At 59.7% G+C, this 24419-nt stretch carries 17 protein-coding genes; 6 read left to right on the forward strand and 11 right to left on the reverse strand.

The genetic code is table 11. The features are described 5' to 3' along the window. Positions 1 to 82: 82 nt before the first annotated feature. From PMI37_RS12635 to glnE, 8 genes are all read right to left on the reverse strand, one after another. Positions 83 to 1531 (reverse strand): lipopolysaccharide kinase InaA family protein, encoded by a 1449-nt coding sequence (locus tag PMI37_RS12635; RefSeq protein WP_008081347.1) that lies wholly within the window; start codon positions 1529 to 1531, stop codon positions 83 to 85. After that, a complete protein-coding gene (locus PMI37_RS12640) occupies positions 1531 to 2283 on the reverse strand; it encodes a lipopolysaccharide kinase InaA family protein (protein ID WP_008081349.1) in 753 nt (250 codons plus the stop codon). The genes PMI37_RS12635 and PMI37_RS12640 overlap by 1 nt, the downstream gene beginning before the upstream one ends. Next, positions 2280 to 3014 carry a lipopolysaccharide kinase InaA family protein gene (locus tag PMI37_RS12645; protein WP_008081351.1) on the reverse strand — a complete coding sequence of 245 codons (735 nt, stop codon included), beginning with the start codon at positions 3012 to 3014 and terminating at the stop codon, positions 2280 to 2282. The genes PMI37_RS12640 and PMI37_RS12645 overlap by 4 nt, the downstream gene beginning before the upstream one ends. Beyond that, on the reverse strand, positions 3014 to 3820 hold the full coding sequence (gene rfaP / locus PMI37_RS12650; protein ID WP_008081353.1) for a lipopolysaccharide core heptose(I) kinase RfaP: 807 nt from the start codon (positions 3818 to 3820) through the stop codon (positions 3014 to 3016). Before rfaP ends, PMI37_RS12645 begins: the two co-directional genes overlap by 1 nt. Then, positions 3820 to 4941 carry a glycosyltransferase family 4 protein gene (locus PMI37_RS12655; protein WP_008081355.1) on the reverse strand — a complete coding sequence of 374 codons (1122 nt, stop codon included), beginning with the start codon at positions 4939 to 4941 and terminating at the stop codon, positions 3820 to 3822. The genes rfaP and PMI37_RS12655 overlap by 1 nt, the downstream gene beginning before the upstream one ends. Next, the gene (gene waaC, locus PMI37_RS12660; RefSeq protein WP_008081357.1) at positions 4941 to 6002 is read right to left on the reverse strand and encodes a lipopolysaccharide heptosyltransferase I; all 1062 of its coding nucleotides are present in this window, start codon (positions 6000 to 6002) and stop codon (positions 4941 to 4943) included. The genes PMI37_RS12655 and waaC overlap by 1 nt, the downstream gene beginning before the upstream one ends. Before the next feature lies 1 nt (position 6003). Then, positions 6004 to 7038: a lipopolysaccharide heptosyltransferase II gene (gene waaF, locus PMI37_RS12665; RefSeq protein WP_045123125.1), complete on the reverse strand. Its 1035-nt coding sequence runs from the start codon at positions 7036 to 7038 to the stop codon at positions 6004 to 6006. Between the two features lie 846 nt (positions 7039 to 7884). Continuing rightward, the gene (glnE, locus tag PMI37_RS12670) at positions 7885 to 10824 is read right to left on the reverse strand and encodes a bifunctional [glutamate--ammonia ligase]-adenylyl-L-tyrosine phosphorylase/[glutamate--ammonia-ligase] adenylyltransferase (RefSeq protein ID WP_008081362.1); all 2940 of its coding nucleotides are present in this window, start codon (positions 10822 to 10824) and stop codon (positions 7885 to 7887) included. A gap of 384 nt (positions 10825 to 11208) precedes the next feature. Here glnE and aceE point away from each other — a divergent pair, with 384 nt between their 5' ends. The 5 genes from aceE to msrA all read left to right on the forward strand — a co-directional run bounded on the left by aceE (position 11209) and on the right by msrA (position 21316). After that, the gene (gene aceE, locus PMI37_RS12675; protein ID WP_008081364.1) at positions 11209 to 13854 is read left to right on the forward strand and encodes a pyruvate dehydrogenase (acetyl-transferring), homodimeric type; all 2646 of its coding nucleotides are present in this window, start codon (positions 11209 to 11211) and stop codon (positions 13852 to 13854) included. An 11-nt stretch (positions 13855 to 13865) separates the two neighbouring features. Further along, a complete protein-coding gene (gene aceF, locus PMI37_RS12680; RefSeq protein WP_008081368.1) occupies positions 13866 to 15830 on the forward strand; it encodes a dihydrolipoyllysine-residue acetyltransferase in 1965 nt (654 codons plus the stop codon). A 280-nt stretch (positions 15831 to 16110) separates the two neighbouring features. After that, positions 16111 to 17517: an alkaline phosphatase D family protein gene (locus PMI37_RS12685; protein ID WP_008081371.1), complete on the forward strand. Its 1407-nt coding sequence runs from the start codon at positions 16111 to 16113 to the stop codon at positions 17515 to 17517. A gap of 252 nt (positions 17518 to 17769) precedes the next feature. Next, positions 17770 to 20466, forward strand: a complete 2697-nt coding sequence (locus tag PMI37_RS12690; RefSeq protein ID WP_008081374.1) for a putative bifunctional diguanylate cyclase/phosphodiesterase — start codon at positions 17770 to 17772, stop codon at positions 20464 to 20466. A gap of 184 nt (positions 20467 to 20650) precedes the next feature. Beyond that, positions 20651 to 21316, forward strand: coding sequence for a peptide-methionine (S)-S-oxide reductase MsrA (gene msrA / locus PMI37_RS12695; RefSeq protein ID WP_008081377.1), 666 nt, complete (start codon positions 20651 to 20653; stop codon positions 21314 to 21316). Positions 21317 to 21446: 130 nt separating this feature from the next. On the opposite strand, the gene PMI37_RS12700 is transcribed toward msrA, so the two are convergent. Then, a complete protein-coding gene (locus tag PMI37_RS12700) occupies positions 21447 to 22286 on the reverse strand; it encodes a 23S rRNA (adenine(2030)-N(6))-methyltransferase RlmJ (protein WP_008081379.1) in 840 nt (279 codons plus the stop codon). Here PMI37_RS12700 and PMI37_RS12705 point away from each other — a divergent pair. Further along, on the forward strand, positions 22263 to 22859 hold the full coding sequence (locus PMI37_RS12705) for a hypothetical protein (protein ID WP_238552706.1): 597 nt from the start codon (positions 22263 to 22265) through the stop codon (positions 22857 to 22859). The two genes, PMI37_RS12700 and PMI37_RS12705, sit on opposite strands and share 24 nt — an antisense overlap. Before the next feature lie 94 nt (positions 22860 to 22953). On the opposite strand, the gene PMI37_RS12710 is transcribed toward PMI37_RS12705, so the two are convergent. Then, positions 22954 to 23274, reverse strand: coding sequence for a hypothetical protein (locus PMI37_RS12710; RefSeq protein ID WP_008081382.1), 321 nt, complete (start codon positions 23272 to 23274; stop codon positions 22954 to 22956). Positions 23275 to 23599: 325 nt separating this feature from the next. Then, positions 23600 to 24313 (reverse strand): DUF4123 domain-containing protein, encoded by a 714-nt coding sequence (locus PMI37_RS12715; protein ID WP_008081383.1) that lies wholly within the window; start codon positions 24311 to 24313, stop codon positions 23600 to 23602. Positions 24314 to 24419 lie beyond the last annotated feature (106 nt).

The following is a 24419-nucleotide window of genomic DNA, read 5'->3' on the forward strand; positions in this document are numbered from 1 at the left end:
AAAGATCGCAGCCTTCGGCAGCTCCTACAGGAAATCGCATTCCAAATGTAGGAGCTGCCGAAGGCTGCGATCTTTTAAATCTTCAGACTCGATCAATACTTTTCGGCAAACGCTGGTCAATCACTTGATACAGCGCACTGCTTTCTGGCCAGTTGCGCATGAAGCGTGCGCGGTCGCGGGCGTAGGCCGGGGCGAAGCTGCTGGCGGAGCGGTGTTGGCACATCGAGTCGAGGTCGATCAGGGCCCAGCGATCGTCCTGCCAGAACAGGTTATGGCCCTTGAAGTCGCCATGGCTGATGCGCTCGGCGATCAGGCGGGCGAACAGTTGATCCAGCGCCTGCAACTCGGACTCCGGCGCCTCGCCGTTTTCAACATACGGCGCAAAGCGCTCGATGATGTCCGGACCCGGCAGGTATTCGGTGATCAGATACGCGCGACTGCGCAGCCACAGGAAACGTTTTTCCAGCACCGCCAGCGGTTTCGGCGTGGCGATGCCGAGGAACGCCAGGCGATTGCCTTCACGCCACGAATGCCAGGCGCGGCTCGGACGCCAGAAGCGCTTGAGCCAATGCGCGAAGTTCTTGATGTTGTAGCGTTTGATCACCAGTGTGCGCCCGGCCACGTCGACCTTGCCGACACTCGCGGCGCCACCGGTTTTGTACAAATGGCCCTGATCGAGCAGCGCATCGGCCTGTTCCAGCACCGGCACCATCGCCGCCTCTTCTTCGCGACGTATAGCGCGCAAGCCGAACGCTCCGCGCTGCACGGCAAACAACGTGCACTCACGACCGACCTTGATCAGGTAATCGCGCAGACGCCAGGCGCGCACCTTGTCGATCTGCTTCTGCAACGCTTCCAGCGGCAGCGCGTGCTCGGCGTTGCTCAGCAGGTAATACACCAGTAATTCTTCGGTGAACGGCTCCAGCGACTTGGGCAACTGGGCGAAAAACACCCCGAGGTTTTCCAGGACTTTCTGCCGCGACAATGGCTGGCCAGCGGTTTCCGCGCAGATGCCCGCACCGTCGATCAAATACAACTCACCGCCGTGACGTAGCAGATTGTCCAGGTGCAGGTCTTCCTGCCACAGACCCTTGCTGTGCAACTGCGCGATCGCGCCGAGCGCGTCGCCCAGCACCGCCGATTGTTCATCCGCCAGCACCGGCAACGACTCGACCTGTTGCCAGGCATCGCCAAGGCTTTCAGCGTCTTCAAGGAATTCGAACAGCAGCCAGCCGCCCTCGCCTTCCTTCAAGCCATCGGCCAACAGCAGCGGCGTGGTCAGGCCTTGCGCCGCCAGCAGTTTCACGCCATTGAGTTCACGCTGAAAATGCCGCGCCGCCTTGCTGCCGACCAGCAATTTCGCCAGCACCGGCCGACCGCGCCAGACACCGGCACCGACATAACGCTGCCCCGGCAGCACCCGCAGCAGACTTAGCAGCTGCAAATCGGCAGGCCCGGCGGCATCGGCCAGGGCAATCGTCAACGGCAGACTTGGCGTGCGCCCGGCGTTTTTCAGGTCGGACAACTGCATCAGCGGGTCTCCTTGCGACTGCGTCTTGCGGTCAGACGCGTAACCCAACTGTCGACCAGCGAACTGTCGCTCGGTTGATCAACATAGGCCGCGAGCAATTCGCGCAGTTGCGCCTCGCTCCACTGCGGCGCACGGCGCAGCAGCGGCTCCAGATCCTTGACCCGGTCGCGCTGACCGAACAACAAGGGCCGGGTCTTTTCCAGGTCGATCAACTGCGCGCGATATTCAGCGCCGTCGGCCTGCAAAAAAATATGTTTCGGGTAAAAACAACCGTGCACCTGACGCAAGCCGTGCAGCAGCCGCGCCAGTTGCCCACAGGCCTTGAGGATCGCCGATTGCTGCGTGGCGGTCAGTTCCGACCAGCGCTGCAACAACGAATCGAGATCATCCCAGCCATCAAGGGCGCGGGTCAGCAGGATCGCGCGGACTTCACCGTCGACCTTGCGCTGCCCGAAGAACGCCGCTTGCAACGCCGGAATCCCCAGCGTGTTGTAGCGGCTGATGTTGCGAAATTCGCGGGCAAAACTTGGCTCGCCAAATGGCGCGTGCAAGGTGCGCGTCAGGTAGTTGCTCTGGCGCTTGAGGTAATAAGCGTGACCTTCCAGTTCGAGGCGAAACACGCTGCTCCAGCCACCACCATCGGTGTTCGGCTCGTCCACCGCTTCAAGCTGTTTGGCCCAGAGCGCGTCGAAGGTGCCGAGGCCATGGCGCTCAAGCAGCGCACGGTCTTCAGCGGCCAGAAAATCAGTCATTCGCGTCCCTCGAAAAATCTCACCACGTGGCGAATGCGCTTCTTGTCAGCGGCATCCAGGCGATCACGTCCACGGTATTGCAGATAGAAGCGCAGGCGCTGGGTGTTCGACAGGTGATATTTGGCGACCTTGTCGAGGCAGGCCAGATCCTTGGTGATGCGGTACTTGAGCCAGAAACCGCGCCAGAAATCACCGTTCGGGCAGTCGATCAAAAACAACTGCGCCTGATCGTCGATCAGTAGGTTGCGCCACTTCAAATCGTTATGGGTGAAGCGGTGATCGTGCATGGTCCGCGTGTAAGCGGCCAGTTGCCGACTGACGCCATCGACCCAGGCGCGATCCTTGAGCTTGGGATCGTTGCGCTCGGCCAGCGCCGAGAGGTCTTCGGTGCGCGGCAATTCGCGGGTGATCATCGCGCCACGGTCGTACGCCGCGCCACGTCGCTCCAGACCCCAGGCCACCACTTCAGCGGTGGGAATGCCCCACTTGGCGAAGCGTTTGAGGTTCTGCCATTCCATCTTCACCCGCGGCTTGCCGAGGTAACGGCGCAAGCCTTTACCGGCGCCGACGTAGCGTTTGACGTAATAGTTGACGCCGTTGCGCTCGACACGGACGACTTCGGACAGTGGATCGCGAGTCAGCCGTTCGCCTTGCAGGGCAAACACCGCTTCGAGGCTGCCAAAGTCTTCGGCGAGTTCACTGTATTGCGGCTCCAGAATCCAACCCGCCATCAGAGCGCATCCCCGTAGCGCTGTTTACGCGCATAGAGCTTGTTGGCCTTGCCTTCGAGCCAGCTCAGCAACGGCGCTTCTTCAGCCAGGATCTGCCGCAGCGGTTGCTGGAAATAGCCTTTGAGGAAACGCAGCTTGTCGCGGCGAGTCAGACCGATGTCCAGCGCGGAAAAGTACAGCGCGGCCAGATCCTTGTTGCGCCAGCGCTGGGTGATTTTCGCGCGGGTCTGGGCACGGTGCAGGTCGATCACCGAAAGCTTGAAATCGTCTGCCGTCACTGGTTTATCGGTGTGCAGCAGAAAGTGGCAAATGTAGCAGTCGCGGTGATTGACGCCGGCGCGGTGCATCATGCCGGTCATGCGCGCGACTTCGGCGATCAGCGCGCGCTTGAGTTTCGGCTCCGGCGGCTGCTTGACCCAGTCGATGCTGAAGTCCTCAAGGCTGACGGTAGGCGCCAGCTCTTCGGTGACGATGAACGAGTGCTGATCCGCCGGGTTGCTGCCCTTCTCGCCGTACGCGACGGCGGTCATGGTCGGCACGCCGACTTCCTGCAGACGCTGGATAGCCTTCCACTCCTGACCCGCGCCAAGTACCGGCAGCTTGGCGGTCAGCAGGTTCTTGAAGATTTCGCCCCAGCCGATGCCACGGTGAATCTTGACGAAGAATCCGTTGCCGTCGACTTCCGTGCGCAGTGTCCGGCGTGCTTCCAGCTCGCGGTATACCTCGCCCTGCAAGCCTTCGACTTCGGCGAACGGGTCGCGTCCGGCCCAAAGGCTTTTGAACGGTTCAGCCAGCATCAACTTCATTAAGCGTGCTCCGCCAGAATCACATCGGCCGCGTGTTGCGGCATGCTGTAGAGGTCGGCCGTCTCGGCGAAGGTCAGACCATTGCGGCTCCAGGCCGCGCGTGCAGCGTCGTCTTTCAACATGTCAGTCAGGTATTGCGTCAACTGCGCTTGATCGAACGGCTCGTCCAGCACTCGCCCGGCGTCGGCCTCGGCGATGTAATGGGCATAACCGCAGACCGCACTGACCAGCACCGGCAAGCCGGCGACCAGCGCTTCAAGCAACACAGTACCGGTGTTTTCGTTGTACGCCGGGTGAATCAACAGGTCAGCGCCGAGCAGGAAACGCGGGATATCGCTGCGCCCTTTGAGGAACGTCACGCTATCGCCCAGACCCAACGTCGCGCTCTGCATCTGGAATAATTTGGGGTCATCCTGGCCGATTACAAACAGCCGGGTACGCTTTCTCAGTTCAGCGGGCAATGCGGCCAGTGCTTTCAGGCTGCGATCGACGCCTTTGGTTTTGAAACCGGAACCGATCTGCACCAGCAGCAGCTCGTCATCCTTCAGATTGAATTCAGCGCGAAAACCGGCGCGGATTTCGTCAGCATCCGCTGGACGGCGACGATCCTGAGCGATGCCCGGTGGCAGCAAGTGGAAGCGCTCAAGCGGCGTGTCGTAATGCTTGATGAACAGCGGCTGCTGCACTTCGGAAATCATCAGCACTTCGGTCTTCGCGTCTTTGGCGAACACCGCGCGCTCGTACTCGGCGAAGTGGCGATAGCGGCCCCAGCGACGGTACAGCGAGTTGCGCAGATTCTGCGCCTTGTCTTCGAAGCAACCGTCGGCGGCGTAATAGACGTCCAGCCCCGGCATCTTGTTGAAGCCAATCAGGCGATCAACCGGGCGCTTGGCCAGATCCGCTGCCATCCATGCGCTGAGTTTTTCGTTGCGACGATGATTGAAGAAGGCTTTGACCGGCGCCACCAGCACCTCAAAACCGGGCGGCACGTCGCCTTCCCAGATCAGCGTGTAGACGCGGATCTGATGCCCGCGTTTCTGGCATTCGAGGGCGATTCGCATGAAGTCGCGCTGCAAGCCACCGAACGGGAAATATTTGTACAGGACGAATGCCAATTGCATCAGCGCAGCTCCTCAGCCATTAACAACGTGCTCAGTCGGCTGGCGACACGCTCGGGATTCAGACGCGTGAAGCACAGAGGCTGTTCACGCTTCAGGTCAAACTGACGGGCATCCTGCGCGGTCGGTTGATAGGTACATTTCTTTTGCAGGCACGGCGCGCACGGGAAGTCGCTGGCCAGGTGAATCTGCAATTTGCCGTAGGCGCCGGTCAGGCCCGGATTGGTCGGGCCGAACAGCGAGATGGTCGGCACGTCCAGCGCCGCTGCCAAATGGCCGAGTCCGGTGTCTACCGCGACACAGGCTTGCGCCCCGGCGAGGACTTTGCCGACGCCGGCCAGATTGAGCTTCGGCAGCACTTCGGCGTGTTTGAAACCGGCAGCGATGCGTTCGGCGCGGGCCTTCTCCTGCGGATTGCCCCACGGCAGTTTGATGCCGACGCCGAGGTAGCCGACGCGTTCAGTCAATTCGCGCCAATAGCTTTCCGGCCAGTGTTTGGTGTCCCACGTGGTGCCATGCAGGAACACCACGAAGGCGTTTTTGCGTGGCAGTTCGACCAGACGTTCGACGTTGAGGCCGTAGTCGCCCAGGCCTTTTGGCAGGTCGTAACCGAGGGCGATGGCGAACAGTTGACGCACGCGTTCGACGGCGTGTTGGCCACGGGCCACGGCCAGTTTGCGATCGTAAAAACGTGCGGCCATCGGCTCACGAGCCGAACCTTTGTCGAGACCGGCCACCGGCGCTTTGACGTAACGGGTCAGCCAGGCACTTTTCAGCAGGCCCTGAGCGTCGATCACCAAGTCGTATTTGTTCGCGCGTACGCTTTGCTTGAAGCGTTTCCACTCGCCGCTGGTGATGGTTTTCCAGAGGTTTTTGCGCCAGCGGCGGATCGCCACTGGAATCACTTTGTCGACGGCCGGGTGCCAGGTCGGGATCTCGGCGAAGCCTTCTTCCACGACCCAGTCGAATTTGATCCCGGGGATCGCCCTGGCGGCGTCGGTCAGCGCCGGCAACGCATGGATCACGTCGCCCAGCGATGAAGTCTTGATCAGCAGTACCCGCAACTTAATGAACCTCGACCACGGAGCCCTGCAATTTCTGCAAGGCATCGTTGACCGCGTCCGGCATCAGCTGGCGCAGGCAGTTGTAATGGCCGAAGCGGCAGGTACGGTCGAAGCACGGGCTGCAATCGAGACCCAGACGAACGACTTCAACGTGCTCGGCCAGCGGCGGGGTAAAGCCCGGTGAAGTCGAGCCGTAGACCGCCACTAATGGACGGTTCAGGGCGGCGGCAACGTGCATCAGACCAGAATCGTTGGAGACCACCGAGTCGGCGCAGGACATCAGGTCGATGGCCTCGGCCAGCGAGGTGCCGCCACTGAGGTTGACCGATTCTTCGCGCAGGCCAGGGATCAACCGGGCGCGAATGTCTTCGCCGACCGCGTGATCGTTTTTCGAGCCAAACAACCAGACCTGCCAGCCTTCGCGAATACGCGCTTCGGCAACTTTGGCGTAGTGCTCGGACGGCCAGCGCTTGGATTCGCCGAACTCGGCGCCGGGGCACAGGGCCAACACCGGACGATCGAGGGACAGGCCGAATTTGGCCAGTGCGGCTTCGCGGGTTACCGGGTCGATTTGCAGGCTTGGGCGCGGATAGGGCTTCGGCAATTCGGCGTTCGCTTCATAGGCCAGGGCCATGAAACGCTCGATCATCAACGGATAGCGTTCTTTGTCGAGGGTGCGCACGTCGTTGAGTAGGCCGTAACGGAATTCGCCGCGCCAGCCGGTGCGTTTCGGGATGCCGGCGAAAAACGGCACCAGCGCTGATTTCAGCGAGTTGGGCAGCAGGATCGCCTGATCGTACTGACCGCGCAGGGATTTGCCGATGCGCCGACGCGTCGCCAATTCCAGCGCGCCGTGGCCGAGCGGGAAGCTCAAGGCCTGGCGCACTTCGGGCATGCGCTCAAGGATCGGCCGGCTCCACTCGGGGGCCAGCACGTCGATTTCGCATTGCGGGTGGCGCTGTTTGAGACACTGAAACAGTGTCTGCGCCATCACCATGTCACCGACCCAACTGGGCCCAACGATCAGAATATTCATGTGGTTTCCAAAAACGAACCGGGGAGGCATTTACGCCTCCCCGCCTCAAGAATCACTGAGGGAACGGCGCTGCTTGCGATGGGTCATTACCTTCAACATAACTGTCGACTGTCACTCCGCTATCGCGAGCAGGCTCGCTCCCACATGGTTTTTTCGTCTTGCCTTGATTCTGCGTACACCGCAGATCCATTGTAGGAGTGAGCCTGCTCGCGATGGGGTCGTTCATTCAACATTGATGTTGTCTGACACTCCGCTATCGCGAGCAGGCTCACTCCTACAGGGTTTTGCATCCGTTCCAACATCTACATTTCAACGCAGATCCCTGTGGGAGCGGGCTTGCCCGCGATGGGGCCGGCACATTCAAAATCAATGTTGCCTGAGACGCCGCTATCGCTGGCAAGCTAGCTCCCACAGGGTTTTGCATTCGTTCCAACATCTGCATCTCAACGCAGATCCATTGTAGGAGTGAGCCTGCTCGCGATGGGGCCGTTACATTCAACATTGATGTTGTCTGACACTCCGCTATCGCGAGCAGGCTCACTCCTACAGGATTTTGCATCCGTTCCAACATCTACGTTTCAACGCAGATCACTGTGGGAGCGGGCTTGCCCGCGATGGGGCCGGCACATCCAAAATCAATGTCGCCTGACACGCCGCTATCGCTGGCAAGCCAGCTCCCACAGGGTTTTGCATTCGTTCCAACATCTGCATTTCAGCGCAGATCTATTGTAGGAGTGAGCCTGCTCGCGATGGGGTCGTTCACTCAACATTGATGTTGTCTGACACTCCGCTATCGCGAGCAGGCTCGCTCCTACAGGGTTTTGCATTCGTCCACACATCCGTGTTTCAGCTTAGCCCCATCTCTTTCCAGATCCGCAACACCTGTCGCCGTTCTTCGACAAACTGGTCGCCTGCAATCACCCCCGGGTCCTTCTGCAAGGCCTGCCGGTGGGCGGCGGAGCGGTAGGCTTTGTAGGCCTCGCGCAACAGGCTGGCGTCTTCGGCAGGCATCAGCCCTTCGTGCTCCAGCTCTTCCGAGATGCGGATGTTATCCGTCCAGCGCAGCAACGGCGGATGGCTGTGCGACCACGCCAGGGCCGCGTATTGCACCATAAATTCAATATCGACGATACCTCCGGCGTCCTGCTTGAGGTCGAACGGCGCCGTGGCGTCGAAGGCATTCGCCGCGGTGCCGGCCGCGGTGCTCTTGGTGCCGAGGTTGTCGCGCATCTTCGCGCGCATCTCGCTGACTTCCTGTTGCAACTTGGCCAGATCCCGCGCTTTGCCCAAAACTTGCGCGCGAACCTTGTCGAACGCCTGACCGACATCCTGACTGCCGACCAGCACCCGCGCCCGCACCAGAGCCTGATGCTCCCACGTCCACGCTTCATTTTCTTGATAACGAGCGAACGCGCCGAGCGAACTCACCAACAGCCCGGACGCACCGGACGGCCGCAGTCGCATGTCCACTTCATAGAGCTGACCCGAGTTGGTCTGCGCCGTCAGCAAGTGAATGATCCGCTGGCCCAGCCGGGTAAAGAATTGCGCGCCATCAATCGGTTTCGCCCCGTCAGTTTCCGCCTGCGGATCACCGTCATGGATAAACACCAGATCCAGATCGGAACCATGCCCCAGTTCCAGCCCACCCACTTTCCCATAACCGACAATGATGAAGCCGGGGTCGCACAAGGTGCCGTCGGTGCGCAGCGGCGTACCGTGTTTGGCCACGGTCTGGCGCCAGGCCAGGGCTAGCACTTGCTCGAGAATCGCCTCGGCCAGCCAGGTCAGGTAATCGCTGACTTTCATCAACGGCAGGCTGCCGGCAATTTCCGAGGCGGCGACGCGCAAGCGGTGCGCCAATTTGAAATGACGCAGCGCTTCCATTTGTTGTTCGAGGTCGTCTTCGGGGATTCGCGTCAGCCGCTCGCGCAATTCGGCGGCCAATTCCGGCGCCAGGGGCGGCTTGAACAAACGCCCTTCGTTGAGCAATTCATCCATCAGCAGCGGGAAGCGAGTGATCTGTTCAGCAATCCACGGGCTCGCCGCGCACAACGTCAGCAAGCGGCGCAGCGCACCGGGGTTTTCCGTGAGCAAGACTAAATAAGCCGAACGCCGAGCGACCGCTTCCACCAGCGGCAATACGCGCTCAAGCACCAGATCGGGGTTGGCATGCTCAACCGCTTGCGCCAGCAAACGCGGAATAAACGCATCGAGGCGCTCACGGCCCAAACGCTGCATCGCGCGCAATTGCGGGCTGCCACGCAAACCGGCCAGTGCCTTCAGGGCTTTGCTGGCATCAGCGAAACCGCCCTCTTCCAACTGTCGGCACGCCGCCTCTTCGTCCTGCTCTTCTTCCCACAATGGCAACCATTCACCGCCGACCACCACTTCGCTTTCGGTGCCTTCTTCCTCATCGGGATCGGCAATCACCTGCGCAAAGTGCCAAGCGACGCGGCCGCGCCAGAACATCAGTTTTTCGTGGAAAGCCTCCCAATCGGCAAACCCGAGCATAAAGGCAATGCGCGCTTGATCCTGCGCGCCATCCGGCAGCATTTGCGTTTGACGGTCGGCAATCGCCTGAATCGCGTGCTCGGTGTAACGCAGAAATTCGTAGGCTTCACGCAATTCGCTGATCACCGCTGGAGGCAAATAGCCCTGCCCCTCCAGCGTGCTCAACACCTTTAATAGAGGACGCTGTTGCAGGCTCAAGTCGCGGCCACCGTGGATCAACTGAAAGGCCTGAGCAATAAACTCGACCTCACGAATCCCGCCGGAACCCAGCTTGATGTTGTCGGCCATGCCCTTGCGCCGCACTTCCTGCTGGATCAGCTGTTTCATGGTGCGCAGCGCTTCGATCGCCGAGAAGTCGAGGTAACGTCGATAAACGAACGGGCGCAGCATGTCGAGCAACTGCGCACCCGCGACCTGATCACCAGCCACTACCCGCGCCTTGATCATCGCGTAGCGTTCCCAGTCGCGGCCCTGATCCTGGTAATACTGCTCCAGCGCATTGAAGCTCAGCACCAGCGCGCCGGACGAACCGTACGGGCGCAGGCGCATGTCGACGCGGAACACAAAGCCGTCGACGGTCATCGGATCCAGCGCCTTGATCAGGCGCTGACCAAGACGAATGAAGAACTCCTGATTATCCAGCGAGCGCTTCACGCCCACCGTTTCGCCGCCCTCGGGGTAGGCAAAAATCAAATCGATGTCGGAAGACAGGTTCAACTCGACGGCGCCGAGCTTGCCCATGCCGAGGATGACCATCGGCTGCGGCTCACCGCTGCGGCGGCCGGTCGGCGTGCCGAATTGTTCGCAATGGCGGCTGTACAGCCATTGATAAGCCTGGTCGATGGTGGCGTCGGCCATGTCCGAGAGGTCGCGGCAGGTCTGCACCAGATCAGCCTGACGGGTAAGGTCACGCCAGATGATCCGCACTTGATGGCGCGCACGCTGGCGACGCAGGGCGCGACCGAGTTCGTCTTCGGTCTGTGCCGCGTTCACCGCAGCGGAAATTTGCGCACACAATTCACCCGGTGCGAACGGTCGGTCGAGTTCGCCGGACTGCACCAGCGCAAGCAACATCAAAGGGTCACGAACGCTCTGTTCAATGACAAACTCACTGGCGGCGGTGACGCGGGCGAACTGTGCCCAGCGCTCTGGCGTCCAGTTGGCGAAGCCGTGATCGTCTTCCAGCTCGGCGACGGCCGTACGGAACGACTGCTCGGATCGAGTGACCAACGGCAGGAGAATGGCAGGCAGTTCGGCAAGCACGGGCAGGGTCATGGTCTATCCTTGATCGGCGTGTAAATGGCCGCTTGTAGTGAATGTTGAAAACCCGCTACGTGAAGGACTGTCGAACAAAAGTTAGAAATAGCTGAAATTTCTTCTTCTTTAGCATCCAGCATCAAAGTTTCACCTTTTACGGATGGTAATCGACCAACCTTAACGATTATTCTCACAACGCAGTCGGAGGCCACAAGCCTTTCATCTGTAGTTTTACTACTCGTCTATACATCCGAAAGGCTGAAATGCCGGAAGATTTGTAGTAAAACTACACGCCGCCGGAACAACCTGTCGGCAATCCAAGAATTTTAAATCGTCTGCCCACAAGGCCAGTCGCAAACTCAGGCAACCGATTCTGGAAGCCTTTCCGCCCTGGAGCAAGCCATGCAAGACCTCGATCCCGTCGAAACCCAGGAATGGCTGGACGCCCTGGAATCGGTTCTCGACAAAGAAGGCGAAGACCGTGCTCACTATCTGATGACCCGTATGGGTGAACTCGCAACCCGTAGCGGTTCGCAGCTCCCTTACGCCATCACCACGCCTTACCGCAACACCATCCCGGTAACCCACGAAGCACGCATGCCTGGCGACCTGTTCATGGAACGCCGCATTCGCTCGCTGGTGCGCTGGAACGCGATGGCCATGGTAATGCGTACGAACCTGAAAGATTCCGACCTCGGTGGTCACATCTCCAGCTTCGCTTCCAGTGCGACCCTGTATGACATCGGCTTCAACTACTTCTTCCAGGCCCCGACCGACGAACACGGCGGCGACCTGATCTACTTCCAGGGCCACACCTCGCCAGGCGTTTACGCCCGTGCGTTCATGGAAGGCCGCATCACCGAAGACCAGATGAACAACTTCCGCCAGGAAGTCGACGGTCAGGGCCTGTCGTCCTACCCGCACCCTTGGCTGATGCCTGACTTCTGGCAGTTCCCGACCGTATCGATGGGTCTGGGTCCGATCCAGGCGATCTACCAGGCACGCTTCATGAAGTACCTGGAACACCGCGGTTTCATCCAGCCGGGCAAACAGAAAGTCTGGTGCTTCCTGGGCGACGGCGAGTGCGACGAGCCGGAATCCCTGGGCGCGATCTCCCTGGCCGGCCGCGAGAAGCTGGACAACCTGATCTTCGTCATCAACTGCAACCTGCAGCGCCTCGACGGCCCGGTTCGCGGCAACGGCAAGATCATCCAGGAACTCGAAGGCGTGTTCCGCGGTGCTCAGTGGAACGTGACCAAAGTCATCTGGGGCCGTTTCTGGGACCCACTGCTGGCCAAAGACGTCGACGGCATCCTGCAACGTCGTATGGACGAAGTCATCGACGGCGAGTACCAGAACTACAAAGCCAAAGACGGCGCGTTCGTCCGTGAGCACTTCTTCAACACGCCAGAACTCAAGGCGATGGTTGCTGATCTGTCCGACGACGAGATCTGGAAACTCAACCGTGGCGGCCACGACCCGTACAAGGTCTATGCGGCTTACCACGAAGCGGTCAACCACAAAGAACAACCAACCGTCATCCTCGCCAAGACCATCAAAGGTTATGGCACCGGTGCCGGCGAAGCGAAAAACACTGCGCACAACACCAAGAAAGTCGACGTCGACAGCCTGAAGTTGTTCCGCGATCGTTTCGACATCCCGGTCAAGGACGAAGAGCTGGAGAACCTGCCGTTCTTCAAGCCAGAGCCAAACAGCGCCGAAGCCCGCTACCTCAGCGAGCGCCGTACTGCACTGGGCGGTTTCGTGCCTCAGCGCCGCGCACAAAGCTTCAGCGTACCGACTCCGGACCTGGACACTCTCAAGGCCATCCTTGACGGTTCCGGCGACCGTGAAATTTCCACCACCATGGCTTTCGTGCGGATCCTCGCGCAACTGGTCAAGGACAAGGAAATCGGCCCGCGCATCGTTCCGATCATCCCGGACGAAGCCCGTACTTTCGGTATGGAAGGCATGTTCCGTCAGCTCGGCATCTACTCGTCCGTCGGCCAGCTCTACGAGCCAGTCGATAAAGACCAGGTGATGTTCTACAAGGAAGACCAGAAAGGTCAGATCCTTGAAGAAGGCATCAACGAAGCAGGCGCCATGAGCTCGTTCATCGCTGCCGGTACTTCGTACTCCAGCCACAACCAGCCGATGCTGCCGTTCTACATCTTCTACTCGATGTTCGGCTTCCAGCGTATCGGTGACCTGGCCTGGGCTGCCGGCGACAGCCGTACCCGTGGCTTCCTGATCGGCGGCACCGCCGGCCGGACCACCCTGAACGGTGAAGGTCTGCAACACGAAGACGGTCACAGCCACCTGCTGGCCGCGACCATCCCGAACTGCCGCACCTACGATCCAACCTACGGCTACGAGCTGGCGGTGATCATTCAGGACGGCATGAAGAAGATGACCGAAGAGCAACAGGACATCTTCTACTACATCACCGTGATGAACGAGTCGTACCAGCAGCCAGCCATGCCGGCCGGTGCCGAAGAAGGCATCAAGAAAGGCATGTACCTGCTCGAAGAAGACACCCGCGATGCGGCGCATCACGTACAGCTGATGGGCTCCGGCACCATCCTGCGTGAAGTCCGTGAAGCGGCGAAGATCCTGCGTGAAGAGTTCAACGTTGGCGCTGACGTCTGGAGCGTTACCAGCTTCAACGAACTGCGTCGCGACGGCCTCGCTGTAGAGCGCAGCAACCGTCTGAAGCCGGGCCAGAAGCCTAAGCTGAGCTACGTCGAAGAGTGCCTGAACGGCCGCAAAGGTCCGGTCATCGCCTCTACCGACTACATGAAGCTGTTCGCCGAGCAGATCCGTCAGTGGGTACCGTCGAAGGAATTCAAAGTCCTCGGCACCGACGGTTTCGGCCGCAGCGACAGCCGCAAGAAACTGCGTCATTTCTTCGAAGTTGACCGTCATTTCGTGGTGTTGGCAGCCCTGGAAGCACTGGCTGACCGTGGTGATATCGAACCTAAGGTTGTGGCTGAAGCCATCACCAAGTTCGGCATCGACCCGGAAAAACGCAACCCACTGGACTGCTGAGGAGACATTTTGTGAGCGAACTCATTCGCGTACCTGACATCGGCAGCGGTGAAGGTGAAGTAATTGAACTGTTTGTGAAGGTCGGCGACCGTATCGAAGCCGACCAGAGCATCCTGACCCTGGAATCGGACAAGGCCAGCATGGAAGTGCCGGCCCCGAAGGCCGGCGTCATCAAGAGCCTGAAAGTGAAGCTGGGCGACCGTCTGAAAGAAGGCGACGAACTGCTTGAGCTGGAAGTCGAGGGCGCCGCTGAAGCGGCCCCTGCTCCTGCCGCTGCGCCGGCTGCAAAAGCTGAAGCCAAACCGGCTGCCGCTCCTGCTGCCGCTGCACCAGCTGCTGCCCCTGCTGCCGCTTCGGTTCAGCAAGTGCACGTGCCGGACATCGGTTCGTCGGGCAAGGCACAGATCATCGAGATCCAGGTCAAGGTCGGCGACACCGTCGAGGCTGATCAGTCGTTGATCACTCTGGAGTCCGACAAGGCGAGCATGGAAATTCCGTCGCCTGCCGCTGGCGTGGTCAAGGCCATCAGCGTCAAGCTCAACGATGAAGTTGGCACTGGCGACCTGATTCTGGATCTGGAAGTGGCGGGTGCTGCGGCCCCTGCTGCGGCCGCTCCGGCTCAGGCTGCTGCTCCGGCCGCTGCCGCTGCGCCTGCTCCGGCAGCCGCGCCGGCAGCACCGGTTGCCGACAGCGTTCAGGACATTCACGTTCCGGACATCGGCTCGGCTGGCAAAGCCAAGATCATCGAAGTGTTGGTCAAGGCTGGCGACAGCGTTGAAGCCGATCAGTCGCTGATCACTCTGGAATCCGACAAGGCGAGCATGGAAATTCCATCGCCTGCCGCTGGCGTGGTGGAAAGCGTTTCCATCAAGCTGGATGACGAAGTCGGTACCGGCGACCTGATTCTGAAGCTGAAAGTCAAAGGCGCGGCCCCTGCTGCTGCCCCGGCTCCGGCTGCCGCCGCTGCTGCTCCAAGTGCTCCTGCCGCTGCTGCTCCGGCTGCCGCTGCGCCTGCACCTGCTGCCGCTCCAGCCGCCGCCCCGGCCAAGCCGGGCGCCAAAGTTCACGCCGGCCCAGCCGTGCGTCAACTGGCTCGTGAGTTCGGCGTCGAGCTGAACGCTGTCGGTGCCAGTGGCCCGCACGGTCGTATTCTGAAAGAAGACGTGCAGGTTTACGTCAAAGCGATGATGCAGAAGGCCAAGGAAGCCCCGGCCGCTGCTGCTGGCGCAACCGGTGGCGCGGGCATCCCGCCGATTCCGGTCGTCGACTTCAGCCGTTTCGGCGAAATCGAAGAAGTGCCGATGACTCGCCTTATGCAAATCGGCGCGTCGAGCCTGCACCGCAGCTGGCTGAACATCCCGCACGTGACTCAGTTCGATTCGGCTGATATCACCGAGCTGGAAGCGTTCCGCGTGGCACAGAAAGCCGTTGCCGAGAAGGCCGGCGTCAAGCTGACCATCCTGCCGCTGCTGCTCAAGTCGTGCGCGCACATGCTCAAGGAGCTGCCGGACTTCAACAGTTCGCTGGCACCAAGCGGCAAAGCGATCATCCGCAAGAAGTACGTGAACATCGGCTTCGCCGTCGACACCCCGGATGGCCTGCTGGTACCGGTCATCAAGAACGTCGACCAGAAGAGCCTGCTGCAACTGGCAGCCGAAGCCGCTGCGCTGGCCGCCAAAGCCCGCGACAAGAAGCTCACCGCTGACGACATGCAAGGCGCCTGCTTCACCATTTCCAGCCTCGGCCACATTGGCGGCACCGGCTTCACGCCGATCGTCAACGCGCCGGAAGTGGCGATCCTCGGCGTTTCCAAGGCAACCATCCAGCCAGTCTGGGACGGCAAAGCCTTCCAGCCGAAACTGATGCTGCCGCTGTCGTTGTCCTACGATCACCGTGTGATCAACGGCGCCGCTGCCGCACGCTTCACCCAGCGTCTGGGCAGCCTGCTGGCGGACATCCGCACCATCCTGCTGTAATCCCAGGCGGCCCTCCGGCAACGGCGGGCCGCTTGCGTTTCACGTTTTCGAGCGCCACACGCTCGTACCTCAACCCCGTCAGTTTGGCGGGGCTTTTTTTTGCCTGAAGATTACTGACGGGGGCTTTTCCCACATAAGCCGCTGACATCGGCTACAGCTCCAGTCAACTTCGCGCCATTCTTTTTATCCCGCCGACAACTAGTCTTGCCAGCACCAGAACAACTTACTTACTTGTCTGCCACTTATATATTATTTGTCACTCATTCGAATGGATTCGAACATGTTAAAACCCACTGTCGGCCCGATAATCGGCCACACGACAACTAACCACGCACGCATATTTATCCGTGGCGAACTGCAAAAAAACTTGCAAGTCTTTGCCGGCCTGCGTTATCGGGCCAGTAATACAACGCAATGGTCAAACGCCCTGCTTATCAAACTTGATGAATCACGCGATCTATCCGACGTGTTCATCTTGAATGATTTGCAGGAGGACACCGAGTATGAGTTTCAAACCGGCTGGTTCTGCCCGATGAGCCCGGTACACACCGTCGACAGCGTTGCAGAACTGCCGCTGCAATGGCCACGGGAGCTCTATCGCTTGCGCACCCGTTGCAACAAGCCCTTGCAGGCACGGGCTTATATTCTTGGATCTTGCCGCTATCTGCGACTGACAGCAGGCGTACCGATCCTGCCATTACTGGGAGACCGGATCTTCACCTCGATCAATCAATTGATCGAGGGCGCACAACCACCGATCAGCGCAACGGTCATGAGCGGTGACCAGATTTATGCCGATGACTTGAACCTGATCGCCCCCGACCGAAGTTATAAAGACATTCTGTGCAAGTACCGTGCAGCGTTTTCGCAACCAGGCATACAGCGACTGATGTCCGGCACATCAACTTACATGATCCTCGACGATCACGAAATCGAAGACAACTGGCCGGCGAATGCAGACGCTGCAGACGCTGCAGACGATGAGTTATATCGCAATGCCATGGCCGCATATGAGTTATATCAAGTCAGCCACAGCCCGGCGTACGCACTGACAACTAACGGGCAACTTGATCATGCCTCGCTTGAGCACTACTGGTATCAATTCAGCGAAGGCGATATCGAATGGTTTGTGACCGACACGCGCACCCGACGCAACCTGTCTGGCGATGAACCCCGCATCCTCGATGAAGCCCAGGAACAGGCCTTGTGCAATTGGCTGATCAATAGCGCGGCGCGGGTCAAATTCGTCGTGACCAGCGTGATGTTCTTCCCGGATCGCCAACTGAATGGCGACGATGCCTGGCAAGGCTTTGCCCAGCAGCGCCTGCGCCTGCTGGAAACCGTGCGCACGCACAGCATCAAAAATGTCGTGGTGGTTTCCGGTGATGTGCACGGTTCGCTGACGTCGCGGCTGAGTCATAGCGAAGATGCTGATTTCGAAATTCACACTGTGGTGTCTTCGCCGCTGTGCAACAGCAAACTGTTGCCGTACGCCAAGGCGTCGACGTTTGTCCTCGATCAACCGCTGGTACGCACGGCGGCAGGCGACTATTCACATGAATTGACCAGCGAAGTGATCAGTGAGGATAACTTTGCACACATGGTGGTTGAGGCTGATCATATTTTGATCAATTACCATGATCGTGATGGCAAACAATTGCAGTCAATTGCCATAAAGCTTCGCTAAGCCATAAAGATCGCAGCCTTCGGCAGCTCCTACATGGGGAGCGATGCCCTGTAGGAGCTGCCGCAGGCTGCGATCTTTTGCTCTTTTCACCCCCACGCTGGAGAAATGTTCAGCGCAGCCGACACATTCTTATAGCACTTGGCCTTCATGTCTCTTGTCAGTCAGTGCCGCAATGATGCAACCTTGCCGCAGGCAACGTTTAAGAGGGCGAGAGCCCGGCGCGTTCAGCATATTTCCAAGCGAGTTCCCTTCATGAAGAGCCAACCCGATGCCGCCAGCCGTATGGCGGCCGAGGTAGTGACGCAGTTGCCTGTGCCCTCGCGGCTCGGCATGCTGCGTTTCGAGCGCTTGAATGAAGCCAGTTGGGCAATGCTGTTCCTCGACCCCAACTGCGAACGCCAATTCGGCCAACCGGCTGTCGAGCTGTGCGCTCTGGTCGGCGCCCCCTACGCCAGCCTGATGGAGCCGGAAGCGCGCTATCAGCTGCACGACACCATCCAGCAACAACTCGGCGCCAGCCCGCATTATCTGGTGCGCTACACCCTGCACACCCCGGCCGGCGCGCTGAGCATCCTTGAACTCGGCGAAGCCTATAAACAACACAACCGCCATTTGCTGCGCGGCTACTTGTTGGCCGTCGGTGAAGCGCTGGATGAAGCATCGCCACTGCCTTCCGTCGACCTTGAAACCCAGAATTCACGTCTGCAAATCGCTCTGGAGCTGAACCAGCGCGCCCAGCAAGAGCAACTGCAACATCTGGAACGCGTGCGCGCCCAGCAGGACTTGATTCTGCTGCTCGCCCGTCAGCGCTACAGCACGCACAATTCGCTGCAAGAAGCCGCCGAACTGATCACCCGCTGCGCCTGCGATATCTATGAAATCGATTGCGCCAGCCTGTGGAATCTCGAAGGCCAGCAACTGGTGCCGATCTCGGCATACCACCGCGCGACGCAGGAATACCTGCTGCCGGACGTGATCGACATCAGCAGTTTCCCCGACTACATGGAAGCGCTGCACAGCAGCCGTGCGATCGACGCGCACAACGCGATGCGCGACCCGCGCACTCGCGAGATGGCCGAGGCGCTGCGCCCGCGCGACGTCAACGCGATGCTCGACGCCAGTATCCGTGTCGACGGCCAAGTGGTCGGCGTGTTGTGCCTGGAGCAGACCGGCGTCACCCGCGCCTGGCAGTCCGATGAAATCGCCTTTGCCGGCGAGCTGGCCGACCAGTTCGCGCAAGTCATCAACAATCACAACCGCCGCACCGCCACCAGCGCCCTGCACCTGTTCCAGCGTGCGGTCGAGCAAAGCGCCAACGCGTTTTTGCTGGTCAATTGCGACGGCGTGGTCGAGTATGTCAACCCGAGCTTCACCGCGATCACCCAGTACACCACCGAGGAAGTCCACGGCCAGCGACTGTCCGAGCTGCCAGCCCTGGAAAACCTTAGCGAACTGCTGTTCGATGCACCTTCCGCACTGGCCAAGAGCAACAGTTGGCAGGGCGAATTCAAGAGCCGCCGGAAAAACCTCGAACCGTACTGGGGCCAGTTGTCGATCTCCAAGGTCTACGGCGATAACCGTGAACTGACGCATTACATCGGCATCTACGAAGACATCACCCAGACCAAGCTCGCGCAACAGCGCATCGAGCGCCTGGCCTACACCGACAACCTGACCAACCTCGGTAACCGCCCGGCGTTTATCCGCAATCTGGACGAACGCTTCGCCCGCGATAGCGATACCCCGATCAGCCTGCTGTTGGTCGACATCGACAACTTCAAGCGGATCAACGACAGCCTCGGCCACCAGACCGGCGACAAGCTGCTGATCAGCCTGGCCCGACGTCTGCGCAACAGCCTTAGCCCGAGCGGCAGCCTCGCGCGTTTCGCCAGTAACGAATTTGCCGTGCTGCTCGACGACACCGATCTGGCGACCGGTCAGCAGATCGCCAACCAACTGTTGGCGACGCTGGATAAACCGATGTTCGTCGACAACCAGTTGATCAGCGTCACCGGCTCGGTCGGTCTGGCTTGCGCGCCGCTGCACGGCCGCGACCCGCAAACCCTGATGCGCAACGCCGGTCTGGCGCTGCACAAGGCCAAGGCCAACGGCAAACACCAGGTGCAAGTCTTCACCGAGGCGCTGAACGCCGAGGCCAGTTACAAACTGTTCGTCGAGAACAACCTGCGCCGCGCTCTGACCCAGAATGAGCTGGACGTGTTCTACCAGCCCAAGCTGTGCCTGCGCAGCGGTCGTCTGCTGGGCATGGAAGCGCTGTTGCGCTGGAACCACCCGGAACGCGGCATGATTCGCCCGGATCAGTTCATCAGCGTCGCCGAAGAGACCGGCCTGATCATTCCGATCGGCAAGTGGATTGCCCGTCAGGCCTGCCGCATGAGCAAAGCGCTGACCGCTGCCGGCATGGGCAATCTGCAAGTGGCGATCAACCTCTCGCCAAAGCAATTCTCCGACCCGGACCTGGTCGCCTCCATCGCCAACATCCTCAAGGAAGAAGCGCTGCCGGCCAATCTACTCGAACTGGAACTGACCGAAGGCCTGCTGCTGGAAGCCACCGAAGACACGCACTTGCAGCTCGATCAGCTCAAGCGCCTGGGCCTGACCCTGGCCATGGACGACTTCGGTACCGGTTATTCGTCGCTGAGCTATTTGAAGAAATTCCCGATCGACATCATCAAGATCGATCGCAGCTTCATCCACGAAATCCCCGACAACCAGGACGACATGGAAATCACCTCTGCGGTGATTGCCATGGCACACAACCTGAAGCTCAAGGTCGTGGCCGAAGGCATCGAGACCGCCGAGCAATTGGCGTTCCTGCGCCGGCACCGCTGCGACGTCGGCCAGGGCTACCTGTTCGACCGGCCAATCCCCGGCGCCGAACTGATCCAGGCCCTCAAGCGCTACCCACGCGGCCCGCTCTGCCTCTAACCCCCGCCGCCCGTTCATGTAGGAGCTGCCGCAGGCTGCGATCTTTTGATCCTGTTTTTTTAAAGACAAGATCAACAGATCGCAGCCTGCGGCAGCTCCTACATTGGGTAGTGCGAAGTCGGGCATCATTGGGCACACTGGCGGTCTGACTTTTTACATCCCATCCTGACTGAGAGGAACGATCATGGTTCTGCGCTCGGAAATTCTGGTGAACAAAAACGTGCTCCCGACTAAAGAACAAGCTCTGCCTGGCCGCGAAACCGCAATGACCCTGCCTGAAAAGCACTTCGTCTTCGAAGAAACCCCGCTGCTTGGCCCGTTTTTCCAGGACGTCGACTTTGCGATTTTCGGTCTGGGTTGCTTCTGGGGCGCCGAGCGTCGCTTCTGGCAGCGCGAAGGCGTGGTCAGCACGGTGGTCGGTTATGCCGGCGGTTTCACGCCGAACCCAACGTATGAAGAAGTCTGCTCGGGCCTGACCGGCCACGCCGAAGTGGTGCTGGTGGTGTATGACAAGGATAAAGTCAGCTACGAAGAGTTGCTGGCGATGTTCTGGGAACTGCACAACCCGACGCAGGGCATGCGTCAGGGCAACGACATCGGCACGCAGTACCGCTCGGTGATCTACGCGACCTCGCCTGCGCATCTGGATGCGGCGCTGAAGAGCAAAGCGACCTATCAGGCTGAACTGTCGAAGGCCGGTCTGGGTGAAATCAGCACCGAAATCGAACAGGCGCCGACCGTGTACTTCGCCGAGGCGTATCACCAGCAGTATCTGGCAAAGAACCCTGAAGGCTATTGCGGGATTGGCGGCACCGGCGTGTGCATGCCAGCGAGTCTGTCGGGCAATTAAGTAAGGCCTGAAAGCAAAAGATCGCAGCCTGCGGCAGCTCCTACATGTCCGTGATCGTCCGCACATTGGTGGACGACACTAACCACTGTAGGAGCTGCCGCAGGCTGCGATCTTTTGATCTTGCCGTTAATCAGCTCTCGGCAATCAACCAGTCCATCTGCCACCCGCCCTGGGTCTGCCCCAACTTCTTGGACAACCACGGCAGCAGCTCGCGCAATTCTTCCTCAAGCCCCCACGGCGGATTGGCAATCGCCATGCCCGAGCCGTTCAGGCTGTTCGGCGTGTCCAGCGGATGCACCAGCAACTCAACCCGCAGCAACTTCGGCGCACCGGTCCCGGCCAGATCCTGATAGAAACGACGCAGCGCACGCTGGTCCTTGACCGGGTACCAGATTGCCGCCACGGTTTGGCGCATCCGGCCAATCGCCTCTTTCAACGACGCCGCGCAACGTTGCATCTCGTCGAGTTGCTCGAACGGCGGATCAATCAACATCACCGCACGCTTTTCCTGCACCGGCAACATCGCCCGCGGCACGTGCCAGCCCTCCCCCAGATGCACCTTGACCCGACGATCACCGGCCATGTTGTCCTTGAGCAGCACGCCGTCTTCCGGGTGCTTCTCGTTGAGCATCACCCGATCCTGCGGCCGCGTCAGCCGTCGCGCCAGCTCCGGCGAACCCGGGTAATAGCGCAACTGGCCATCCGGGTTCATCTCGTGCAGCACCTTCATGTAGTCGGCGGTCAGCGCCGGCAGATCCGGCTGCTCCCACAAACGCGCGATGCCTTCCAGGTATTCGCCGGTGCGATTGGCCTGATCGCCCTGCAAGTCATACAGACCGATGCCGGCGTGTGTGTCGAGATAGGCAAACGGCTGCTCCTTGCGCGACATCAGGGCGATGAGGCGGGTCAAGGTCAGGTGTTTGAACACATCGGCGTGATTGCCGGCATGGAAGGCGTGACGATAATTCATGGCTGCTCCTGCGAAGGGCGCAAAGTTTACCTTTTACCGGGCGGCAAGTCAGGGCCTCACAGCCGAGCGGGCAATCACAGACAACAAGATCCTCTCGCCAAAGGGTCAGTTACTCGCTTAACTGACGCGTATTTCCCGACAGGACGTCAGAACTTCATGCGGCATCCGATCATTTTCTCTCTGTGCCTACTGTGCTCATCCCAAGCCCTGGCGGACGAGAACCACACCGATCAAGCCCGGCAAACCCTCAAGAATTACGGCTTGAGCCACTGCCTCCTGGCGCCATTCAATGAGCAATCCGCCTTGAGAAAAGACATCGCATTGGCCGCCGGTGCCTACTCGTTCATGGGCAAGGGCATGCACACCGTCCTGCAAAATGAAGACACGCTGCAGGTACTGCACGATCCCTATAACGAGACGAGGAACCATGTGTCAGCGGCGTATGACCTGACCTCCGCCAACAGCAAATACTCCGATGAAAAAATGGTCTTCCATGCTTGCCTGCAGGTTTACAACTCAGAAGCGTTCGACCGTTTTATTCGGGCTCAGGATGCTTACATCGTTGTTGATTGAGCCTTTTTGAGAGTCAAAAGATCGCAGCCTGCGTCAGCTCCTACATACCCCCTGTAGGAGCTGCCGCAGGCTGCGATCTTTTGATCTTGAGCCGTCAGGACGGCATGCCGCCCAACCTGCGCCCAATCACATCCAGCACATCACAGCCATCGCGCAGCGGGATCGCACAGAGCATGGCGAAGTCGCTGAGGATGATCGAATCGCACTCGACCGAGCCGCGCATGCACAGGTTCTCCAACACTTGAACCACGGCGCGGAGGCGGTAGTTGGCGGCGTCCAGGAGGATGTCGAGGGGCGCGTGGGTGTCGACGAACAGGGTGGGCATATCGCTGCAATTGCTGGTCAGGGCCATGAAGCGGTTGGCGGGATGGGGGATGAATTTTTCGTAGGGAGGATCGGGCTTGAGCGTCGTCATTTGTTCTTCCAAGGGATGTGAAAATGAACTGCCACATTCCTTCCTACGGGATTGGGTGGCAGCTGTGCGCGGGAGTAGGAACCGACCCAAGGAATTCGGCCACGCCGAAACGTGTCCCGCACACAGCCGCCGCTAACGATATTGCTGACACGAACTACGTGCCGCAGATTAATCAACAGCGCTGATGCACCTTAGGTAGGGCTCCTACACCCTGCCACCACTCTCGCAGTGACAACGAAAAGACTATCCCTGCAACCCACCGCCCACCAGTTCATGAAAACCGCCGCAACTCGAAGGAAACGTCCGAAGCCTTCGCCCGGAAAACTCACACCGACTCTGCCAGCAAAAACGCCAATAACGCCGATTGCGTCGAATCTTCCGACGCCGAAACCTGAAAAAACTGCCTGACCTTGCAGCGCAAAACCGGGTCGGGAAATGCCTCGAACAACGCCGGATGTTCCTCACTCAGCCACTGCACAGCATTACCGACCTGAACATCAACTCCGTCCGCTGCAAAAACCAATTCCGGCACTTTCCACCATGGAAACACCTGCCCGGAAACCAGCGCCTTCCCCCCGACATCAATGGCCTGACCATTAATCAGCCCACGCGAAATCACCGGCAACAACTGCGCCGCGCTGACCGCCTCGGACTGCAGGATCGGCGAAAAAAACCGCCCATCCCAAAACCGGAAAAACACCGCTTTGCCGTCCGGCATCAGCACCTGAGTCAGACTGCGAAAATGCTCAACCACCACTTCAAGGCTCGCCGAAGAAACCGCCAACCAGCCCCAATCAACAGACTCAGTAGTCGCCACCCAATCGAGAAACTCACTGTCCACAGCGACAATTCCCACGAAGGGCATCACCGCATCCCACTCGGCGTAAATAGTGTCCGCCCAGATTGGGCTCGACGCCCCTTGCCAAGCCCTGGATGGATTGGCGTCGCTGGTTTTGCTGAAAATCGCGAACAATTGCTCCGACGGTTTCAGCGGTACGTTCGCCAGCCACGCCGACGGCGCTAGACATTCAGACGGCACAAACACCCTCCTTACACCGCGCGCACTCTTCGCAGAACGGTGCATCGCCTTTCAGGCTCATGATCTGTGCCGGCGTGAGCATGGCGGCGGGCGCTGCCGCCAGTTT

The organism is Pseudomonas sp. GM80 (assembly GCF_000282515.1).
Lineage (GTDB): Bacteria > Pseudomonadota > Gammaproteobacteria > Pseudomonadales > Pseudomonadaceae > Aquipseudomonas.